This window comes from Priestia sp. ST2, from assembly GCF_055810735.1.
On record NZ_JBVVNT010000005.1, the window covers coordinates 153,903 to 173,276 of the forward strand.

The 19,374-nt window shown below is 38.1% G+C and carries 19 protein-coding genes; 2 read left to right on the forward strand and 17 right to left on the reverse strand.

The features are described 5' to 3' along the window. Positions 1-156: 156 nt before the first annotated feature. The 6 genes from AC0KUU_RS22235 to ftsE form a co-directional block, all read right to left on the reverse strand. Positions 157-381: a DUF2198 family protein gene (locus AC0KUU_RS22235; RefSeq protein WP_013059736.1), complete on the reverse strand. Its 225-nt coding sequence runs from the start codon at positions 379-381 to the stop codon at positions 157-159. 26 nt (positions 382-407) lie between these two features. Next, positions 408-1,598 (reverse strand): PDZ domain-containing protein, encoded by a 1,191-nt coding sequence (locus tag AC0KUU_RS22240; protein WP_025752562.1) that lies wholly within the window; start codon positions 1,596-1,598, stop codon positions 408-410. 163 nt (positions 1,599-1,761) lie between these two features. After that, on the reverse strand, positions 1,762-3,201 hold the full coding sequence (locus AC0KUU_RS22245; RefSeq protein ID WP_013059738.1) for a S41 family peptidase: 1,440 nt from the start codon (positions 3,199-3,201) through the stop codon (positions 1,762-1,764). A gap of 173 nt (positions 3,202-3,374) precedes the next feature. Beyond that, a complete protein-coding gene (locus AC0KUU_RS22250; protein WP_322552497.1) occupies positions 3,375-4,583 on the reverse strand; it encodes a murein hydrolase activator EnvC family protein in 1,209 nt (402 codons plus the stop codon). A 160-nt stretch (positions 4,584-4,743) separates the two neighbouring features. Further along, positions 4,744-5,634 (reverse strand): permease-like cell division protein FtsX, encoded by an 891-nt coding sequence (ftsX, locus tag AC0KUU_RS22255; RefSeq protein ID WP_043977384.1) that lies wholly within the window; start codon positions 5,632-5,634, stop codon positions 4,744-4,746. After that, complete coding sequence (gene ftsE / locus AC0KUU_RS22260; protein WP_014457812.1) at positions 5,624-6,310, reverse strand: cell division ATP-binding protein FtsE; 687 nt, start codon at positions 6,308-6,310, stop codon at positions 5,624-5,626. Before ftsE ends, ftsX begins: the two co-directional genes overlap by 11 nt. Before the next feature lie 339 nt (positions 6,311-6,649). Between ftsE and AC0KUU_RS22265 the strand changes: the two genes are divergently transcribed. Beyond that, positions 6,650-7,186, forward strand: a complete 537-nt coding sequence (locus tag AC0KUU_RS22265; RefSeq protein ID WP_043977389.1) for a flavodoxin family protein — start codon at positions 6,650-6,652, stop codon at positions 7,184-7,186. Between the two features lie 25 nt (positions 7,187-7,211). Here AC0KUU_RS22265 and cccB read toward each other — a convergent pair whose 3' ends face one another. The 6 genes from cccB to secA all read right to left on the reverse strand — a co-directional run bounded on the left by cccB (position 7,212) and on the right by secA (position 14,421). Continuing rightward, the gene (gene cccB, locus AC0KUU_RS22270; protein WP_322552498.1) at positions 7,212-7,523 is read right to left on the reverse strand and encodes a cytochrome c551; all 312 of its coding nucleotides are present in this window, start codon (positions 7,521-7,523) and stop codon (positions 7,212-7,214) included. Positions 7,524-7,647: 124 nt separating this feature from the next. Beyond that, a complete protein-coding gene (gene tatC / locus AC0KUU_RS22275; protein WP_322552499.1) occupies positions 7,648-8,364 on the reverse strand; it encodes a twin-arginine translocase subunit TatC in 717 nt (238 codons plus the stop codon). A 59-nt stretch (positions 8,365-8,423) separates the two neighbouring features. Continuing rightward, positions 8,424-8,642 (reverse strand): twin-arginine translocase TatA/TatE family subunit, encoded by a 219-nt coding sequence (locus AC0KUU_RS22280; protein ID WP_016765885.1) that lies wholly within the window; start codon positions 8,640-8,642, stop codon positions 8,424-8,426. A gap of 26 nt (positions 8,643-8,668) precedes the next feature. Continuing rightward, entirely contained in the window at positions 8,669-10,402 is a 1,734-nt protein-coding gene (locus AC0KUU_RS22285; protein ID WP_372587279.1) for an alkaline phosphatase D family protein, read from the reverse strand. A 304-nt stretch (positions 10,403-10,706) separates the two neighbouring features. After that, positions 10,707-11,805 (reverse strand): peptide chain release factor 2 gene (gene prfB, locus AC0KUU_RS22290; RefSeq protein ID WP_114324550.1). Its coding sequence is split into 2 segments (ribosomal slippage): positions 10,707-11,741 and positions 11,743-11,805, totalling 1,098 coding nucleotides; the frame shifts between segments, so codons are not numbered across the junction. A gap of 99 nt (positions 11,806-11,904) precedes the next feature. Next, positions 11,905-14,421, reverse strand: coding sequence for a preprotein translocase subunit SecA (secA, locus tag AC0KUU_RS22295; protein WP_016765888.1), 2,517 nt, complete (start codon positions 14,419-14,421; stop codon positions 11,905-11,907). Between the two features lie 226 nt (positions 14,422-14,647). On the opposite strand from secA, the gene AC0KUU_RS22300 reads away from it, so the two are divergent. Continuing rightward, positions 14,648-15,052, forward strand: coding sequence for a GNAT family N-acetyltransferase (locus tag AC0KUU_RS22300; RefSeq protein WP_043977398.1), 405 nt, complete (start codon positions 14,648-14,650; stop codon positions 15,050-15,052). A gap of 71 nt (positions 15,053-15,123) precedes the next feature. Here AC0KUU_RS22300 and hpf read toward each other — a convergent pair whose 3' ends face one another. From hpf to AC0KUU_RS22325, 5 genes are all read right to left on the reverse strand, one after another. Further along, entirely contained in the window at positions 15,124-15,675 is a 552-nt protein-coding gene (gene hpf / locus AC0KUU_RS22305; RefSeq protein WP_013059750.1) for a ribosome hibernation-promoting factor, HPF/YfiA family, read from the reverse strand. Positions 15,676-15,864: 189 nt separating this feature from the next. Then, positions 15,865-16,203 carry a flagellar protein FliT gene (gene fliT, locus AC0KUU_RS22310; protein WP_043977402.1) on the reverse strand — a complete coding sequence of 113 codons (339 nt, stop codon included), beginning with the start codon at positions 16,201-16,203 and terminating at the stop codon, positions 15,865-15,867. 2 nt (positions 16,204-16,205) lie between these two features. Further along, a complete protein-coding gene (gene fliS, locus AC0KUU_RS22315) occupies positions 16,206-16,607 on the reverse strand; it encodes a flagellar export chaperone FliS (RefSeq protein ID WP_043977404.1) in 402 nt (133 codons plus the stop codon). Positions 16,608-16,623: 16 nt separating this feature from the next. Continuing rightward, on the reverse strand, positions 16,624-18,423 hold the full coding sequence (gene fliD / locus AC0KUU_RS22320) for a flagellar filament capping protein FliD (RefSeq protein WP_280560575.1): 1,800 nt from the start codon (positions 18,421-18,423) through the stop codon (positions 16,624-16,626). A 202-nt stretch (positions 18,424-18,625) separates the two neighbouring features. Further along, positions 18,626-19,306: a hypothetical protein gene (locus AC0KUU_RS22325; protein ID WP_043977408.1), complete on the reverse strand. Its 681-nt coding sequence runs from the start codon at positions 19,304-19,306 to the stop codon at positions 18,626-18,628. Positions 19,307-19,374 lie beyond the last annotated feature (68 nt).

The following is a 19,374-nucleotide window of genomic DNA, read 5'->3' on the forward strand; positions in this document are numbered from 1 at the left end:
ATTGATTTGATTATACTCGCTCATTAAATGAACCGAAACAATATTGTTATAAGTTCTAACTCACTTTTTTACACACAAAAGCTCTCCACGTTGTGCAGAGAGCTTTTGTGTACAGTTTAATAATAAGCGATTAACTTATCATCAAACCAACAATCTTTATTTTCCAGCTGCTAGCATGCTTTTTGCATATATAAAACCGATGGCTGCTGAAAGTAAATCTATTAAAATAATAAGCGGATAATCTGCGTACCCTTTATATACAGAAACAGCTATCAACAAAAGCGTCAGCGCTGTGGCAACATATAAGTTATATGTTACTCTAGCAAACAGAACAAGCAATATGGCGGGTAGAAAAACTGCGGCAATCGTTTTGACTTCCACAAACATTTCTCCTTTTTATCCGTCTTTTAACCAGCTTGTGAATCACGTTTTGTATAATTGTGTACAAACAAAATACCTAGTTCATGGTGTTCGTTGTCATACAATGCTCGCTGAGTAAAGCGAACTTCTCCATTTTCGTCAATAACTTCCAGCTTACAAAAAGCACGGTTATTAACTTGTAATGCTTCATAAAATTTATGGACTTCAGATACAGCGATTCCATTTACCTTAATAATCACTTCTCCTACTTTCAAACCCATTTTCTCTGCCGGAGAATGAGGGATGATTCCTAATACAACCAAACCTTGTGTACGCTTAGTAAACAGTGCGGGCGCTTTTTCATCGCTTCGACGCTGCTGCAAACGAATCCACTCTCTTCCTATGATCGCTAGAATAACAACAGCTACAGCGGCAAGAGGATAAAAAATAGCAGCAATCGTAATGATCGTTAATCCTACGCCTAATGCTAATACACGCTTACCAGTAAATTCAATAGATTTAAACGGCACCATACTTTGAATTCGCTGATAAAAACCGATAGCAAAAGGAACAAAAAACAGGCTAAATGATGTTCCGTCAATAGATAACACAGGCCACCATGGAAACACAGACGTAATGGCGCTGCCTGGAATTAAGACAAAAAGCGGGACAACCCATAATTTTTGAGAGTAATGAGCTCCAATTTCCTGCCCTCTTTTACTTTTCACAATGGCTGGAGACGTACCTTTTGCTCCAAATTTCCAAATTAAATATCCTTCTGCTAATACAAGCAGAGACATTAAAATAGTCAGAGAAGGTAAATCTGCGTTATGAGCTTGCACAGACCACGTTTGAATAAATCCTTCACCGAAACCAGATGCCGGAATAAGCAAGGTTGCAAGCACAGCCAGTCCTACGGTGTAAGAAGGAGAAAGCCATTTAAACGTCCAAGGGCCGCTTATGATAAAAGTTAAAACAGCTACAAGTACAATCATTCCTATAGATACATAGACACCTAGCAACACGGTAACAACGGATAAAATCAACCCAATAATGATACCTGGAAAAAATAAATATTTTGCTTCTAAAATAAAATCAAACACGCGAACATGAAAATTCTGACGCTCTCTCTTGACGCGAGAAAGACCTACAAAAAACGAGACGAGCAGAAATAGATAAGTTAGCGGATGTAAAAACAAACGCCCGATACCTTTTAAGAGCTCTAATGCAAAATCCATTTTTTCACCACCTGTAATTTTTCACATTTTTATTACAACATTTACGATTGATTGTTATGTATCATAGGCTTCTTTATTTTATCAAAATGCATCACTAACCGACAATGTTGTTTTTACTAAAAAAGTTCCGTGCTTTGGAAAAGCACGGAACTTTTTCTACTTCTTATTGACTAGCTAGCTTTAAAGCCGTTTGAAGCTGACGATCTTCATCTTTTGATTTAATTTTTTCTAGAAGTTTTGTTTGTAAAAGCGCTGCTGTATCTTCATCGATTTCACCTGTAGCTTTTTGCTTATTGGCTTTTTGGAATGCAGTTACAGCTGTTTCTGTCTCTTTACTAAAATATCCGTCTGTACGTCCAGGTTCAAAGCCAAGGCCTTTTAGCATCACTTGAGCATTCTTCACTTGGTCACCTGTCATATCACGTGTTAATGGCTTTTTATCAACTTGAATTGGATTTGCATAATAATAATCCGGCTGCTTGACTTCTACTGTTGGTTTTATACCTTTTTCGTTAATCCAGTTTCCATCAGGCGTTAGCCATTTATAGAACGTTAATTTTAAATTACTGCCGTCTTCCATTGGAACAGCTTGTTGAACGGTTCCTTTTCCATAGGATTTTTCACCGACTAGCTTGTATCCTCCTGCTTCTTTTAATGCCCCGGCAAGAATTTCAGAAGCGGATGCACTTCCTCCATCAATCAAGGCCACAATTGGATAATCCTTTTGCTTTTTCATTGAAGAAACCACTTTTTGACGTTCACCGTTACGATCTTCAATTTGGATATATGGCTTTTTATTCGTTACTAATTTATCAAGCATTTTTTCAACGCTCGTTAAATAGCCACCAGGATTTCCCCGAACGTCTAGAACTAAGCCATCGATATTTTTATTTTCAAGTTTTTTCAACTGTTTCGTAAATTCGTCTCCCGTTGATTCAGAGAATGATGTAATTTCCATGTAGCCAATTTTTTTATTGTTTACATTTTTAACAGAAGAATAGACGGTTTCAATTGGAATCTCATCTCTTACAACTTTTACTTTCATCGTTTCTTTCACGCCCGGTCGTTGAACATCTAATGTCACGGTAGAGCCTTTTTTACCGCGAATTTTTAATACTGCTTCATTCAATTCCAGACCCGCGATACTTTTACCATCGATCTTTAAAATCTGATCATTTGGTTTTAATCCTGCTTTTTCCGCAGGAGATTGTTTAAACGGAGCTACGATTGTTACTTTTCCATCTACCATGCTTACTTCAGCGCCAATTCCCTCAAACGATGAATCAAGAGACTGCGTGAATTGCTGTGCCGTTTTCTTATCCATGTAAGATGAGTGAGGGTCTCCTAAGGTTTGTACCATTCCTTGGATTGCGCCATCTAATAATTTTTTGTCATCTACATCTTTGTAATATTTTGAAGATATCAGTTCATAAGCTTGCTTGATTTTGTCTAGCTCTTCCTTTTCCACTTTACTATCATTTGAAGAAGTTGTAAGGGGGGTACTGACCGTTCCAGCATTTGCATACTGAATGCCAAAATATGTACCTGCTGCTCCAACAACTAAGGAGAGTGCCATTAATAGTGCAACGATTTTCCGATTCAAGTTCTTTCATCCTCCTCAACCTTAAGCCATCTCTTCTTATTATAATAGATACAACCAAAACTATGTAATAAAAAGGATGCATGTGTTATTTGTAGCAAAAGGCACCACACAAATCAAGTGCGATGCCTTTTTGTTAAACTATATGTTGAGCTTGTACCACGTATGCTAGGAACTTAAAATTTAATATAACTTTCAGGGTTTACAGCGGAACTTTTACCTTTCCAATCGCCTTTATGCAATTCAAAATGCAGGTGAGCACCAAACGAACGTCCTGTGTTCCCTATATAACCTAATTGTTGACCTTTATTGATAGATTGACCGCTTGAGACGCTGTAGCTCTCTAAATGAGCATAAACTGTAACCCACGTCTGACCTTCTACATTGTGACGAATAAATACGGCATTACCAAAAGAAGAAGAATGATATGCTCTAATTACCTTTCCGCTTGCTGCGGCTACAACTGGCACACTTTCTCCTCGCTTTCCAATATCAATACCGTAGTGTCCTCTTCCAAACGTTTCTCGATACCCAAAATGAGATGTTACCGGGCCCTTTGCCGGCCTCATAAACGACCCGCTTGTAACAGGGGGTGCCTCCTCTGTTGCCCCGGCTTTTTCAATTTCTTGCTGTTGAGCTTGTGCTGCATTTTTTTGATCAGCTAAAATAGAAGCTTGCTCTTCTAATCCAACGGCTTCTTCATTAAATTCTTTTTCCTGATCTTTGAGCGTTTGCATGAGCTGATTCTTTTCATCCACTTGTCTTTGCAGCTGCGCACGAAGATTTTTAAGTTCTTCAAGCGCTTGACTTACTTCCGTTAGCTTGTTTTGAACTTTTGTTTCTTTCTCTTCTTTTGCCTTTTTATCGGCTTCATGCTGCATTAACAAATCACGGTCAGCCCCTACAATTGTCGAAACCGCGCTCACTCTGCTAATAAAGTCTCCGAAGCTTTCAGAGCCTAGCAGTACATCTATGTAATCCACAGACCCGCCATTTTCTTGTAAAGCACGAGCACGTTTTTTTAATAGCTCATTTCGTTTTTCAATTCTTTTTTTTACAACGTCAATCTCGCTTTTCAGCTTCTCGATTTCTTGCTTTGCTTTTTCTACTTCAGATTCACGGCTGCGGATATCTGCATTCGTTTGTCCGACTTCTGAATCCAAGCGCGCAATCTCAGCTTCTTCGTTTTTTTGCTTTTCTTGAACCTCTTTTAATTTCTCTTTATTTTGATTAATATTTTGGTTCACATCATCACTTTTTTTCTCTAAATCACTGAGTTTAGTAGTGCTGGCACTTTGTGCATAAGCAATTTTTTCATTACCTATCCAAACCGCACTTAGTCCAACTAAAACTGCTGCTGTCATTACTAATGTCTTACGTGTCATTTGTTTCTCCCCATCTGCACATATTTCCCCGTATAAACGGGCATTAGCAAGACCCCCATTAGCACTTTTTTCTATTTTTATGTGTAATTACACAACAACCTCACATTTGATAAACATCAAATGTGAGGTTGTTGTAATCTATTATGTTAAAAATCTATTCTTATTTTCGCAAGAACTTACGGATGGATAATGTACTTCCCCACATCCCAATTAGACCGCCGATCACTAGTAATAATAGCGACACTTGAAGCACGAATGGAAAGGCAGGTAAAAGTTCAAAGAATCCATCAAACTTAGGTTGAACTTCATTATATAAAACGCTGTACACACCGATAATAACTGCAATTGGCACAATAGAACCAAGCACTCCTAAAAACAGACCTTCAATAAAGAACGGCCAGCGAATAAAGGAGTTCGTGGCTCCAACTAAGCGCATAATTTCAATCTCTTCACGGCGAGCTACAATCGTAATTTTAATTGTATTTGAAATTAGGAACATTGCTGTAAATAGAAGCCCTAAAATCAGCACTACTCCGATATTACGAGCTACTTTCAGCACTTTAAATAACTTTTCAACTTGATCTTGTCCGTATTGAACTTTTGCTGCATACGGATATTTCTCAATTTGTTTAGCTACTTTTGCGACATCAGTCGGCTCTTTTGTTTTAACAACAAATACATCATTTAATGGGTTTTGCTGTTCAAACGGTTCAAAAGCTTGTCCTTCATCACCCATACTATTAATTAAATCTTTTAACTCTTTATCTTTAGAAGAAAACGTCACCGTATCAACTTGCTTAATTGCATCTAGCTTTTCTTTCATTGCTTTTCGATCCTCTGCTGTAGCTGCAGCATCAACGTGAACGCGAATTTCCACATCATTTTCAATCAATTTGGCAATGTGGTTTAAATTCATCATCAACATAAAAAATACGCCTACAAGCAAGAGCGTCACGGTAACAGCACTTGCAGATGCGAATGTCATCCAGCCGTTTCTTCCTAAACTTTTAGATCCTTCACGTAAGTGGCGACCGAATGTCCTAGCCTTCATATCCGTATTCACCTCTTACTTCATCGCGCACAACATTTCCATTTTCAATCGCAATTACGCGCTTTCGAATTGTATTTACAATTTCACGGTTATGCGTTGCCATTAAAATAGTCGTACCGCGTTTATTAATCTCCTCAAAGATATCCATAATTTCCCACGAAGTCTCCGGATCAAGATTCCCTGTCGGTTCGTCGGCGATGACAACCTTAGGACTATTCACAATTGAACGCGCAATAGACACACGCTGCTGCTCTCCTCCAGATAGTTCATCAGGGAAAGAATCCATTTTACCCTTTAACTTAACAAGCTCTAGCACCTCTAGCACTCGCTTTTTAATTTCTTCGGGACTTTGCTCAATTACTTCTAGTGCAAAAGCAATGTTTTCATAGACCGTTAATTTTGGAAGCAGCTTGAAATCTTGAAAGACTACACCAATATGACGTCTAAAGATAGGAACTTTGCTATCTTTTATTTTTGCTACATTTGCACCGTTTACAATGATATTTCCTGAAGAAGGCTTTTCTTCACGATACATCATTTTAATAAAAGTGGATTTTCCTGCTCCACTTGGTCCTACGATATAAGCAAACTCACCTTGATTAATCTTGATGCTAATGCCATTGATTGCTTTTACACCGTTCGGATACGTTTTATATACATTTTGCATTTCAATCATAAGTAATCACCTAATCAAGTGTGTTATTTTAATACTATGTAAAACTTGTCAAAATACGACAAAACTCTACAATTCAAACCAAAAATTCGACTCTTCTCACGCGCTTTCTCATTATAACATCACTCTTCGTGAAAATAAGCCCCAAAAATATTACATTTTTATTTCAAATATGACATAAGTAGGATATTTTTAGCAAGGCATGAGAATTTATCCTTATTTTTAATTCTGTTGTTTTTTGCTGTGCATTTTTTTACGAATATCGTTAGACAAAGCACATTCATGTCTACTTTTTTCACAAACAAGGTATGATAAATAAGAAAAACGATGAGGAGAGATAACATGATCACCATTTATGGAAGTTCAAGAGAAAACGGAAATACGGAGGAATTAGCTAAAGTAGTGTTAAAAGATATCAATACGGAAGAAGTTTACTTGCGCCGGCATACCATTAACCCTATTACTGATATGCGTCACGATGAACTTGGATTTACCAATCAACAAGATGATTATTATGATATAGCGAAAAAGATGGCAGCGCACGACACTATTTTATTTGTTACGCCTCTTTACTGGTACGGTATGAGCGGATTAATGAAGAACTTTATGGATCGTTGGTCTGAAAGTCTTAGAGATTCGACAATCAACTTTAAAGAACAAATGAAAAATAAGCGCGTGTATGTATTAGTAGTGGGGGGCACAGGTGCATCTATAAAAGCTCTTCCTCTTATTATGCAATTTCAATACATTGTCGATTTTATTGGCTCTTCCTTTAGCGGATACATCATTGGAGAAGCAAATGCACCTGGAGACATAACAAAAGATGTCAAAGCTCAAAAGCAAGCCATTGTCTTAAATCAAGAATTAAAGCAGCTTTAACACAAAAATAAGACGGATACCCGTCTTATTTTTTCTTTGCCAGCCAAGCAGCAACTTTTTTTGCATCTTCTTCATTGATTAGTCCTTTTGGCATACCGCCTTGACCATTGTTAATAATGTTTTGAATTTCAGCTTCTGAGTGCTTGCTGCCTACATGCTGCAAGCTTGGCCCATTCGCTCCTCCTAAATCTACTCCGTGACAGCCTGTACAGTTTTTCTTCACAATGTCTTCTGCACTCGCTGAAGATTCACCAGCAGATTCATTTTTAGAGCTTCCGCCGCACGCAGACAAAACAAGCGCTAGACCGATTGTTAACGTTAGTAATACTTTTTTCAAGCCTTCTCCCCCTTGCTGTAGAGTTTTCACTCTATTATAACCTACTCCAGAATGTTTAAAACACTCTGTTTACAAGGGCTTTGTTTCAATTTCATGAATTCTCTCATCACACTTATGTATACGATTAAGCAATTGATTCGTTTCCTAAACGTTTTTTGTATACTACGCGTGAAATTGTCACACTGAGCTCATATAAAAGCAGAAGCGGAACAATGACTAAAATATCCGAAATAAAATCAGGAGGAGTAATAAGTACGGATATCACAATTAAAGCAAAATATGATAGCTTCCTTGCTCTAGCTAACCTTAATGGATTTAGAACCCCTAGGCGCGTTAAGAATAGAACAACTAAAGGCATTTCAAATAAAAACCCAAACGGTAAACAAAGATTAAGCATAAAACGAAAATAATGCTCAGCCGTAAACATCAGTGAAAACTGATCATTCGACAAGCCCGTTAAAAATGCTAAAACCATTGGAAATAAAATAAAATAACCAAACCCCAGCCCGCTTACAAACAAAAGAAAAAAGAATGGAATGAAGGTAATCAGAACCTTATATTCTTCCTTTTTTAAACCAGGTGAAACAAACCGAAATACTTGATAAGCAGCTACTGGAAGTGTAAAAGCAAGCGCAAAAACAAATGCAATCATCATATAAATCCATACGATTTCACTTGGTCCAAGTACCGCAAGCTTGCCGTCCAAATCTTTTACTAGCCACTGATAAATATCTTGCACAAATACAAAACTGACAATAAGTAAAACTACAAATGCACAAAGTGTTTTAATAATACGAACACGCAATTCTTCAAGGTGCTCCATCAGGCTCATTTCTCCCATTGTCTTTCTCTCCTTTCTCACAAGTAGAAATAGACGAGTTTCCTCGTCTATTTCCTTACTTACGATGTGGATTCATTCCCTTTTTGTTCAGAAACGGTTGCGGTCTGCTTTTCTTTAACACTTTCATCATCTGATACGAGCCCTTTTGCTGCTCCTTTAAATTCAGTTAATGTTCGTCCAAACGCTCGTCCAACTTCCGGCAGCTTAGACGGTCCAAAAATTATTAACGCAATGACTAAAATAATAACCAAACCAGGGATTCCAATATTAGAAAACATACTTGACCTCCTTTTTCTTACTTAGTTTACTGCTGAACTTTTTCTTTCTTTTTCAACTCTTGTTTTTCATGTGCTTTCCCGTGTGCCCGCATACGATCTTCCTCTACTTCCTTAGAAATCTTTAGTCCACGCGGCACGTTATTTACTTCAACTTCCGTCATACCTTTTCCATCTTTTTTATATTGAAAGGAAGCTCGAGTTGAAATTTCTGCACCAGGCTCTGTTACAAAAGGCACAACGCGATAATCGGCTTGCCATATATCAGGAGTTACCGTACACCTTACATATCCTCTATAATCATTAAAAAATGTGAGGTGTGGATTTTGACTTAAAATTTTATCCGTGTCTGCTCGTTTATCTGCTCCGTTCCCTCCGGAAGTGATGGAGGTGCCGATGAACTCTGCACCAATAATTCTTGAATTAAGGTTAGCAAAATCCGCGTATAAGTTAGAAGCCCAGTTAGCGTGTACATCTCCAGTTAGTACAATGACGTTGTCCAACTTTTTCTTTTCAATAAAATCAATGACGCGCTGACGATTCGCCGTATACCCATCCCATGCATCCATGCTGTATGTAGGCTTAGCAGCCGTTCCAAATTTTCTTGGCGCAAAGAAAATTTGTTGAGCCAGTACGTTCCAATGACACGCTGACTTTTCAAGATTAGTAAACAGCCATTTTTCTTGTTCATTCCCCAATAGCGTACGTTTGGGATCAAGAGATTCTGGCGTTTGCGGCTTTGTTCCGTCTCCGTTCGCTTGATCGTCTCTGTATTGACGCGTATCCAACACTTGAAAAGAAGCTAGTTTCCCATATGAAAAGTCACGATATAATCTCATATCCGCTCCGTGAGGCAAGGATGTTTGACGCAAAGGCATGTGTTCGTAATAAGCTTGATAAGCTGCCGCACGGCGTTGAATAAATGCTTCTACTGATTGTCCTTTTTCAGGAATTACATTTGCATAATTGTTTTCTACTTCATGGTCATCCCACGTCACAATCCATGGAAAAACAGCGTGAGCAGACTTCAAATTGGCATCTGACCTGTACTGAGCATGCCTGTTTCGATAATCTTGCAGCGTTTGAATTTCTGCGCTGCTGTGAGTACGAACGTTTCCGCTTGCAGCCACGTACTCGTTTGGTCCATATTCATAGATGTAATCGCCCAAATGAACGACAAAATCTAATTGTTCTTTAACCATATGCTCATAGGCTGTAAAGTACCCATGTTCATATTGCTGACACGAAGCAAATGCAAACGTCATACTGGCTACTTCTGCATTTGCTGAAGGAAGTGTTTTTGTTTTTCCAACCGGGCTTAACTCATGGCCGCTTTTAAATCGATAATAATAAATATGACTCGGCTTCAATCCTTTTACATCAACGTGAACCGAATGAGCAAGTTCAGGTCTAGCCACTTCTGTTCCTCGTTTGACAATTCGATGAAAGTCTTCATCTTCACTAAGCTCCCATTTTACCGGAATAGGTTGATTAGGCATTCCCCCGCCATTCAACGGGTCTGGTGCTAATCTTGTCCAAAGAACAATGCTATCTGCTAAAGGGTCTCCTGATGCGACGCCTAGAGTGAACGGATAACTTGAAAATTTAGGCGCTGCAGCTGAAACTTCTACTGCATTTAAACCAACAGACTGAGCAATTGTTAAGCCAAGTGATACTCCCGCTACTTTTCCAGCTCCTTGTAAAAAACGCCGTCTATCAAACCCTTTACTCGAAGAAAAGCTATTTTGTTTCACTTGCTCTATTAATTCGTTTAACGATTTATTTTCCACTGCACATGCCCCTTCCTCATGATTTAACTCAAATTATAAATACTGTTTGTAAAAGGAATATAAAGGATTGTAAAGAAGCACTTACTGCAAAACAGGTATTTTTAACCATTTTATTTCATTGACAAAATAAGTGAACTGACGACAGCAACCTTTAAATTTCTGCATTTTCTTAATTTTCTTTTTAACAATAGTTCTTTACGCTCGTTTTTCTTCATCCAAATTTTACAAAGTCCAACAACTAAAAAAAGGCAGCATACCTAAGTATGCTGCCTTTTGATTAAATATGAGAACGTAAATACGCATCGATAAATGGATCTAGATCTCCATCCATTACGCTTTGCGTGTTTCCGACTTCCGTATTTGTACGGTGATCTTTTACTAATGAATACGGATGGAATACGTACGAACGAATTTGACTTCCCCACCCAATATCTTTTTGTTCTCCGCGAATTTCAGCTAGCTGTTCTTGCTGCTTTTCAATTTCTAATTGATACAGCTTAGATTTTAACATCTTCATTGCTTGCTCACGGTTTTTAATTTGTGAACGTTCCGTCTGACAAGATACGACTACATTAGTTGGGAGGTGAGTAATACGAACAGCTGAATCTGTTGTATTGATATGCTGACCTCCCGCACCACTTGCACGATACGTATCAACCTTCAAATCTTCCGTACGAATATCAATTGAAATTTCATCATTAAATTCCGGCATTATGTCGCACGATACGAATGATGTATGACGACGGCCTGATGAATCAAACGGAGAAATACGAACGAGACGATGAACGCCTTTTTCAGCTTTTAAATACCCATACGCATTATGACCTTTAATTAAAAGCGTTACACTTTTAATACCAGCTTCATCTCCAGGTAAGTAATCAAGCGTTTCTACTTTGAAACCTTTTTTCTCCGCCCAGCGCGTATACATACGTAGTAACATTGAACCCCAATCCTGTGATTCTGTTCCACCAGCACCTGGGTGCAGTTCTAAAATGGCATTATTTTTATCATACGGCTCGCTTAAAAGCAGCTGTAATTCAAAGTCATTCATGCCTGATATAAGCTCTTTTAATTCACTAACTAGTTCTTCTGCTAAATCTTCATCGTATTCTTCTTTTACAAGTTCATGAGACACTTGCAAATTTTCATATGTTTCATCCAAGTGGTTAAATTGATTTACTGCATCTTTCAAACCATTGGCTTCATTAATAACAGTCTGAGCTGCCTGCTGGTCATTCCAAAAATTTGGATCAGCCATAGTCTCATCTAATTCATCGATACGAGCTTGTTTTGTATCGAGGTCAAAGAGACCCCCTAAAGTCCGCTAATCGCTTAGCTGTTTTGTCAAGTTCTTGCTTAATTTCTACTAAATCCATGAGTTGAACACCTCTATTTTATTTTTGACGCACAGGAAGGAAATGAGAAGACTCATTTCCTTCCTGTACTAATTCATTCTATACTAATTGACTCTTACTTTATGATTCTTTACCGCAGCAGTTTTTATACTTTTTGCCACTTCCGCAGATACAAGGATCATTTCGGCCAACTTCTATTGCATTTACTTTTGGCTTCTTCTTAGCCGGCGCGTCTCCTTCTTTTGGATGAACAGCCGCCTGACCTTGCGCTACCTCTTGACGCTCAAGGTTGTTGTTAATTTCTGCTTTCATGATATACTTCGTCACTTCTTCTTCAATGCTTGCAATCATATTTTCAAACATCGCAAAACCTTCCATTTGGTATTCGCGAAGAGGATCTGTTTGGCCGTACGCACGAAGGTGGATACCTTGGCGAAGCTGATCCATCGTATCGATATGATCCATCCATTTAGAATCAACTGCTCTAAGAACAACAACTTTTTCAAATTCACGCATTTGTTCTTCAGGGAGCTGCTCTTCTTTTTCATTATAACGAGCTTTTGCATGATCTACCAGCAGTTCTACCATTTCTTCAGGCTCTTTACGGCGAAGATCTTCTTCTGTGACTTCACCTTCCTCAAGAACATTAGCATTTACGTAATCAATAATCGCTTGTAAATTCCATTCTTCTTCTAATTCTTCACGCGGTGTGTTTACTTCAACCACACGCTGTAGAGTTGATTCAATCATACGTTCTACAATCGCACGCAGGTTGTCTGAATCAAGTACTTCAAAGCGCTGTTTGTAAATAACTTCACGCTGTTGACGAAGCACGTCATCATATTGAAGCAATTGTTTACGCGCATCGAAGTTATTACCTTCAACGCGTTTTTGAGCGGATTCAACAGCTCTTGTTACAATTTTACTTTGAATTGGCTGTGAGTCATCCATACCAAGGCGATCCATCATTGCCATCATATTATCTGAACCAAATCGGCGCATTAATTCATCTTCCATGGATAGATAGAATTGAGATACCCCTGGATCCCCTTGACGTCCAGCACGTCCGCGAAGCTGATTATCAATACGGCGTGATTCATGACGCTCTGTACCAATTACAGCAAGGCCTCCAGCTTCAACGACACCTTCACCTAGTTTGATATCCGTACCACGACCGGCCATATTTGTTGCGATTGTTACCGCACCTTTGTGACCCGCATTTTCGATAATATCCGCTTCACGCTCATGCTGTTTTGCATTTAAAACGTGATGGGGAATGCCTTTTTTCTTTAATAAAGCTGATAAAATTTCAGATGTTTCAATCGCAACTGTACCAACAAGAACAGGCTGTCCTTTTGCGTGGCGCTCGGCAATATCTTCTACTACCGCATTAAACTTGCCTTCCATTGACTTATAAATTAAATCTGCTTTATCATCACGTGAAATTGGCTTGTTTGTCGGAATAACAACAACGTGCATATTGTAAATATTACGGAATTCTTCTTCTTCCGTTTTAGCTGTACCCGTCATACCTGATAATTTTTCATACATACGGAAGTAGTTTTGGAATGTGATCGTAGCTAACGTCATGCTTTCATTTTGAATCTCAACATTCTCTTTAGCTTCGATAGCTTGATGCAAGCCGTCGCTAAAACGTCTTCCTTTCATTAAACGACCAGTAAATTGGTCAACGATTACGACCTGATCTTCATCAATTACGTAATCCACATCATTTTGCATCGTTACATGTGCTTTAAGCGCTTGGTTGATGTGATGGTTTAGCGCTACGTGTGAAATATCAAATAAGTTTTCAATGCCAAATGCGCGCTCTGCTTTTGACATACCTTCTTCGGTTAGCTGAACGCTTTTTGTTTTGATATCAAAAGTAAAATCGGTTTCTTTATCAAGCGTGCGAACGAATGCATTAGCTTGAATATAAAGAGCAGTCGATTTCTGCGCGCTGCCGGATATAATAAGCGGCGTACGTGCTTCATCAATTAAGATAGAGTCAACTTCATCGATTACGGCAAAATGAAGCGGACGTTGAACCATTTGTTCTTTGTAAAGCACCATGTTATCACGTAAATAGTCAAATCCGAGTTCATTATTTGTACTATACGTAATATCCGCTGCATATGCTTCTTGCTTTTCTTCACGCGTTAAATGGTTTAAATTTAAACCTACTTTCAAGCCTAGGAATTCATATAAACGACCCATTTCACTAGCATCACGGCTCGCTAAGTATTCATTGACTGTTACTACATGTACACCTTTTCCTGTAATGGCGTTTAAGTATACAGGCATAGTAGCTGTCAACGTTTTACCTTCACCCGTTTTCATTTCCGAGATATTCCCTTCATGCAGAGAAATACCCCCCATTAGCTGAACTTTGTACGGATACATGCCTAACACACGTTTCGCTGCTTCACGTACAACCGCAAAAGCTTCATCTAATAGGTTATCGAGCGATTCGCCATTTTGGTAGCGTTGTTGAAATTCAGCCGTTTTTTCACGAAGCTGATCGTCTGTTAAAGACGCTATTTCAGGACCTAACGCATCAATTTGGTCCGCCATTTTTTCTAAACGGCCGATTTGGCGCTGATTGCCGTCAAACACTTTTTTAAATAATCCAAGCATATTAAAACGCTCCTCTATTTATAATCAGTACATTTTATACTATTTTCATTCATATCTGTATCTTTCATTATAAAACATTCTGAGTAAAATTGTAACATTGCAGCTAAACAAGTAGCAACTTGTACCCTTTTTCGTCTGTCTCTTTACTAGTACTACTCTATTAACAAGTTATTTTCTATTGTGATTTCCCCTGCCTCACTCTTACAATAAAAAAGGGGAATGTAGAATGAATGTTCAATCGATTACAAAAGAACAAGCTTGGGAAGTCCGACATACCGTCATGTGGCCTGATAAAGATTTCAGTTATATTCAGCTGAAAGATGATCCATTGGGCATTCACTATGGACTGTTTGAAGAAGGAGAGTTAAAATCAGTTGTTTCCTTATTTATAACAGGTAATGAAGCTCAATTTCGAAAATTTGCTACTCTCAAAGAAGAACAAGGAAAAGGATATGGCAGTCGTCTACTAGAGGAGGTTTTTCTCAAAGCTAAGAACCTTGGGGTACGAAAGATCTGGTGTAACGCACGAGAAAATAAAGTCTCTTTTTATCAGGCATTCAACATGAAAGAAACCACGCGTGTATTCACCAAATCTTCTACGCGCTATGTAGTGATGGAACTATTTTTTTAAGCAGCTAAAAAGCAGCGTGCGGAGGCACGCTGCTTTTACTTTACTGCTCTTGTTTAAGAGAGCCTATAATCTTAGTTTGGTTCAATCAATCCATATCGTCCATCTTTTCTTCGATATACAACGTTTGTAATGTTGGTCTCAGCGTTTGTAAACACAAAGAAACTATGTCCTAACATATTCATTTGCAAAATAGCCTCTTCACTATCCATTGGCTTTAAGTTAAATCGTTTTGTACGAACTAGCTCTAATTCATCTTCTTCAGTTGCAACTGCTACGTTCGCTTCACTTTCTAATGCTGCGAACAGATACTTCTCAGCGCCTTTTTCACGCATTTTTCGATTTACTTTTGTTTTATGTTTACGAATTTGACGCTCTAATTTATCTAGGACAAGATCGACAGCTGCGTATAAATCACTGTGTGTCTCTTCAGCTCTCAATACGAGATCATTCATTGGGATTGTGACTTCTATTTTTTGATCGTTATTGTAGACTTTTAAGTTTACATTTACGTCAGCAGTTGGTGTTTCGTCGAAATAACGCTCTAACTTACCAAGCTTTTTCTCTACGTATTCCCTAATTGCTGGAGTCACCTCAATGTTTTCACCGCGAATGTTATACATCATGTTCGAACTCCTCCTTTAATCCATTGCTATACCTCTACAATTCTACAATACCCGACACAATCCCTTCCTAAACTATTAAAATTTTTTGAAAATTTAGTGAAAATTTATGGAACCTGAGAAAAGTTTATGAAAAAACCAAAAAAATAGACCTTCTTCATAAGAAGAAGGGTTGTATTTTTTTACGCAGGATTAATTTTTTTTATCGTAAAACATTCCATCAAACGTTTTTGTTTCGTAAGGGTTTACATAGCTGTTACTATGCTTTTTTTTCGCTTTTAGCAAACGGAGATCTACCATAATTTGATGCCGAATTAAGATGAGCTTTTGATCAATTTCCTTATTCATTTCGACAATTTTCTTACCAATCGATTCATTATCCCTACTTTTTGGCGGCAGTTTCTCTATGAGGTCACGTCTTTTTAATAGAAGATACTCTAACTTTTGAATGCCTTCTTCTCGATTTTTGTCAGAAAATGTTTGAATAAGCCGATAAATCTCATCAGTTAGCTGATATAGGTCGTTAATCATATTTATGCTTGACCGCCGCTTCCATGGAATTGCTGGCGGTGAAGCTGCACAACTTGCTTCCATGTATCGCGGAATTCTGTTACATATTGTTCCGCTTCATCCAAGCTTGCTGTGTCATTTTTTGTATTTGCTTCAATTAAACACTGGTTAATATAGTCATACATAGCCATCATAGACTTAGCAACTTGCACGCTTGTATCAAGGGTAATCATTAATTCTTGAATAATATTTTGTGCTTTTAACAGATTCGTATTTTTCAGTTCAATATTTTTTTCCTGTATGCCTGTTCGTGCAAGTTTGATAAATTTTAAACACCCGTTATACAGCATAAGCGTTAACTCTCCTGGTGAAGCAGTCTGAACAGCTCCTTGCTGATACGCTTGATATGGATTATTTGCTGCCATAAACGTTCACTCCTTTTTAACTAAAATATTGCGATAACTGCGCGCTTTGAGCATTTGCATTTTGAATGGCTTTTTCCATTGCTGTAAACTGACGATAATACCGGTCCTCTACTTGTGTGAGCCTGCTTTCAAAACTAGTGATTTGGCTATTTACGCTTTTTAAATTCCGCCCAAGCAAAAATTGTTCACTTGTCCATGTTGAACGGCCAGCGCGCTGCTCAACTTTGGATACGGTTTGAGTAATCGTATCTCGTAAACGTCGTACAATCCCTTTTTCACTTGTTGTACTTCCACTTTTCATAAATAAATCCATCACAGACTGCGGATCTTTTTCAATTGCTTCTTTTAATTTAGTTCCGTCCCCTTCTATGACTAGCTTGCCTCGATCGCTATAGTTTGCGCTAGTTGAAATGCCAATGTCGGTTAGCTGCGAAAATCCTCCGCTCACTCCTGATACAGAGGCATACCAGTTAGAACGCATTTGGTTTAGACCGCTTGATAAAATTGAGTCTCCTTTTAACAAACCGCTTTTCGCCTTATCATCCCACTGCTCAGCTTGTTTGTCCGTTAGTTTTTCTCTTTCTTCATCAGTCAAAGGCTGATAGTTCCGGTCTCTTTCTTCCGTAATCTTTCCGTTAATCTTTTCAATCAGTTCATTGTATTTGGTCACGAAATCTTTAATTGTATCAAATACTTTTTGCGTATCATTGCTTACGTTAACGCGTACATCTCCTGTGAAATTGTTTTGAAGGGTATAGGTAACGCCTCCCGTTGTAAATGTATTGGACTTACGAGTTGTTTCTAGACCGTTTAGCGTAAATTTTGCGTCTGTTCCTTTGGCATCACCGGCGAGCTGTAAAAAGCCCGTCAAAAATCCTCCTGAAAAAACCATGTTTGAACCATCCGCACTATCAGCAGAAGATAAATTTCCTGTATCTTTACGAGTCATGACAACTTTATTTGTTCCTTCATCGAAAAAGGCTGAAATGCCTACTTTTGAATTGCTGATTTGTGTGAGAAGGGTGTTTAATGAGGTAGAACCGTCAAATTCAAATGGCGTACTTCCATCTGTATTATCACCCGTTGCTTTACCGTTGCTGTCATAAGTTGTAATAGAAAACTTCAATACATTTTGCTGATACGAAAATGCTTCAATTGTACTGCCGCTTGTTAGTGTGGTACCAAATGTCATTTCACCTGTGTCTTCGTTAATGAAAACTTCATCAGAACTTAATGTTTCCGCCTTTGTTCCTATTGTCACTTTATACTCTTTACTTGTACCATCCGTGGTAACAGATATAGAGTTTAAAGTGCCTGTATTCTGATTTACAGCAGAAATAGCACCTTTAGCTAATTTCACTGTACTAGTATCCGCACTTAATGTTATGGCAGCTTGTTCCACTGTTTTCTCAGTCCACACACTTGAATCCATCGACCCGCGTTGAGACCACAAGCTTTTCGTCGGATCCATACTAGAATCAATACTAGTGCTAATACTCTGCGCAGCAGTCGCCATTGTCACGTTTGAAAGAGTATAAGAGGCATTTGCTGCTGAGGAAGTAGCTGCTGCTTTTACTTTCGTCTCATCCGATGAAGATACCGTTTTGGATGAATAAGAAGACTGCAAGGTCATATTAAAAGCGAGATTATTAAATTCTGATAACAGCAAGTTCATAGAGCGATAATCATCTCGCTGCCACTCTAACGTTTGCTTTTGTTTTTTCATTTTATCAATAGGCATACGTTCAGCCTTCATTAAATCACTGACGATTTGATCAATATCCATTCCGCTTGCTAACCCACTTACTCTTACCACTTACCATCACCACCGTTTTTTTATTCATCTATTCATCAACTGTTAGCCATGAAATATGAGTGTATTTTTTCGAATCTTCTTATTCGTTCATAGGTTCAACACTTCTCTATTTTGTATCGGTAAAACAAACATTTTTTTCATAGGTCAAATGATGCAAGATAGAAAAAGCTCACTTATTTTTCTACAATAAGTGAGCTTTTTATTATTGGCCAAGCAAGTTCAGTTTCTGGGATAAATTTCTTTGAATATCCTTAGGAATAAGGTATGGTGCTAGATTTATAATATCTCGTAACGAATCAATGGTTACAGAGGCAGATAAATTTATATATTCATCCGTTGTATCTGCTTGCTCAAACGAAATGGAGTCTGGCAAATTATTGAGCAGAGTAATTTCATTCATTTCTTTATCGACCGTGACATCAGAATCCTTATCAATATTTAAGCGATCCCATACAAGAGACATCGGAATCGGCATTCTTCCTAAATGTACGCTATTCACCTTTAAAACAAGCTTTCCATTTTCGGCATTTGGTGTTACGTCAACTACAAACTGTGATTCCATAAAAGATACTACATGTTTATTAATATACAATTTTATATGTTTTGGAAGCAACTCGGCTTCTGCTCCGTCAACCGTTTCATCATTTTCGTAAAGGTAGCTGCGCAAATAATCATTAACATCGCTCTCGCTTAATCGGTATCCTAAAATAGGAGCGCCTCCGTTCAGTTCTAGCGACGTCGCATGAGCGGACTTTTCTTGTGCCAGTGAAGATAATGAAGCAGTCTGATCAAGTTTTTCAATATTTCTGACTGGACTAACGAAAAAGTACAACCCAACTAAAAGGATAATAAATAGAAAAATAACAGCTATAAATTTTCTCAAACACACGCACCCTCTCAAACATTCTTCTTGGAATATAATACCGATTTCTCTTTTATCATACAAGATAA

Bases quoted from the DNA above. Each gene is read 5' to 3' on its own strand.
- AC0KUU_RS22240 (WP_025752562.1), bottom strand. From the start codon at position 1,598: ATGGATTTTGCATTAGAGCTCTTAAAAGGTATCGGGCGTTTGTTTTTA.
- AC0KUU_RS22250 (WP_322552497.1), bottom strand. From the start codon at position 4,583: ATGACACGTAAGACATTAGTAATGACAGCAGCAGTTTTAGTTGGACTA.
- ftsX (WP_043977384.1), bottom strand. From the start codon at position 5,634: ATGAAGGCTAGGACATTCGGTCGCCACTTACGTGAAGGATCTAAAAGT.
- ftsE (WP_014457812.1), bottom strand. From the start codon at position 6,310: ATGATTGAAATGCAAAATGTATATAAAACGTATCCGAACGGTGTAAAA.
- AC0KUU_RS22265 (WP_043977389.1), top strand. From the start codon at position 6,650: ATGATCACCATTTATGGAAGTTCAAGAGAAAACGGAAATACGGAGGAA.
- tatC (WP_322552499.1), bottom strand. From the start codon at position 8,364: ATGGGAGAAATGAGCCTGATGGAGCACCTTGAAGAATTGCGTGTTCGT.
- AC0KUU_RS22280 (WP_016765885.1), bottom strand. From the start codon at position 8,642: ATGTTTTCTAATATTGGAATCCCTGGTTTGGTTATTATTTTAGTCATT.
- secA (WP_016765888.1), bottom strand. From the start codon at position 14,421: ATGCTTGGATTATTTAAAAAAGTGTTTGACGGCAATCAGCGCCAAATC.
- AC0KUU_RS22300 (WP_043977398.1), top strand. From the start codon at position 14,648: ATGAATGTTCAATCGATTACAAAAGAACAAGCTTGGGAAGTCCGACAT.
- hpf (WP_013059750.1), bottom strand. From the start codon at position 15,675: ATGATGTATAACATTCGCGGTGAAAACATTGAGGTGACTCCAGCAATT.
- fliT (WP_043977402.1), bottom strand. From the start codon at position 16,203: ATGATTAACGACCTATATCAGCTAACTGATGAGATTTATCGGCTTATT.
- fliS (WP_043977404.1), bottom strand. From the start codon at position 16,607: ATGGCAGCAAATAATCCATATCAAGCGTATCAGCAAGGAGCTGTTCAG.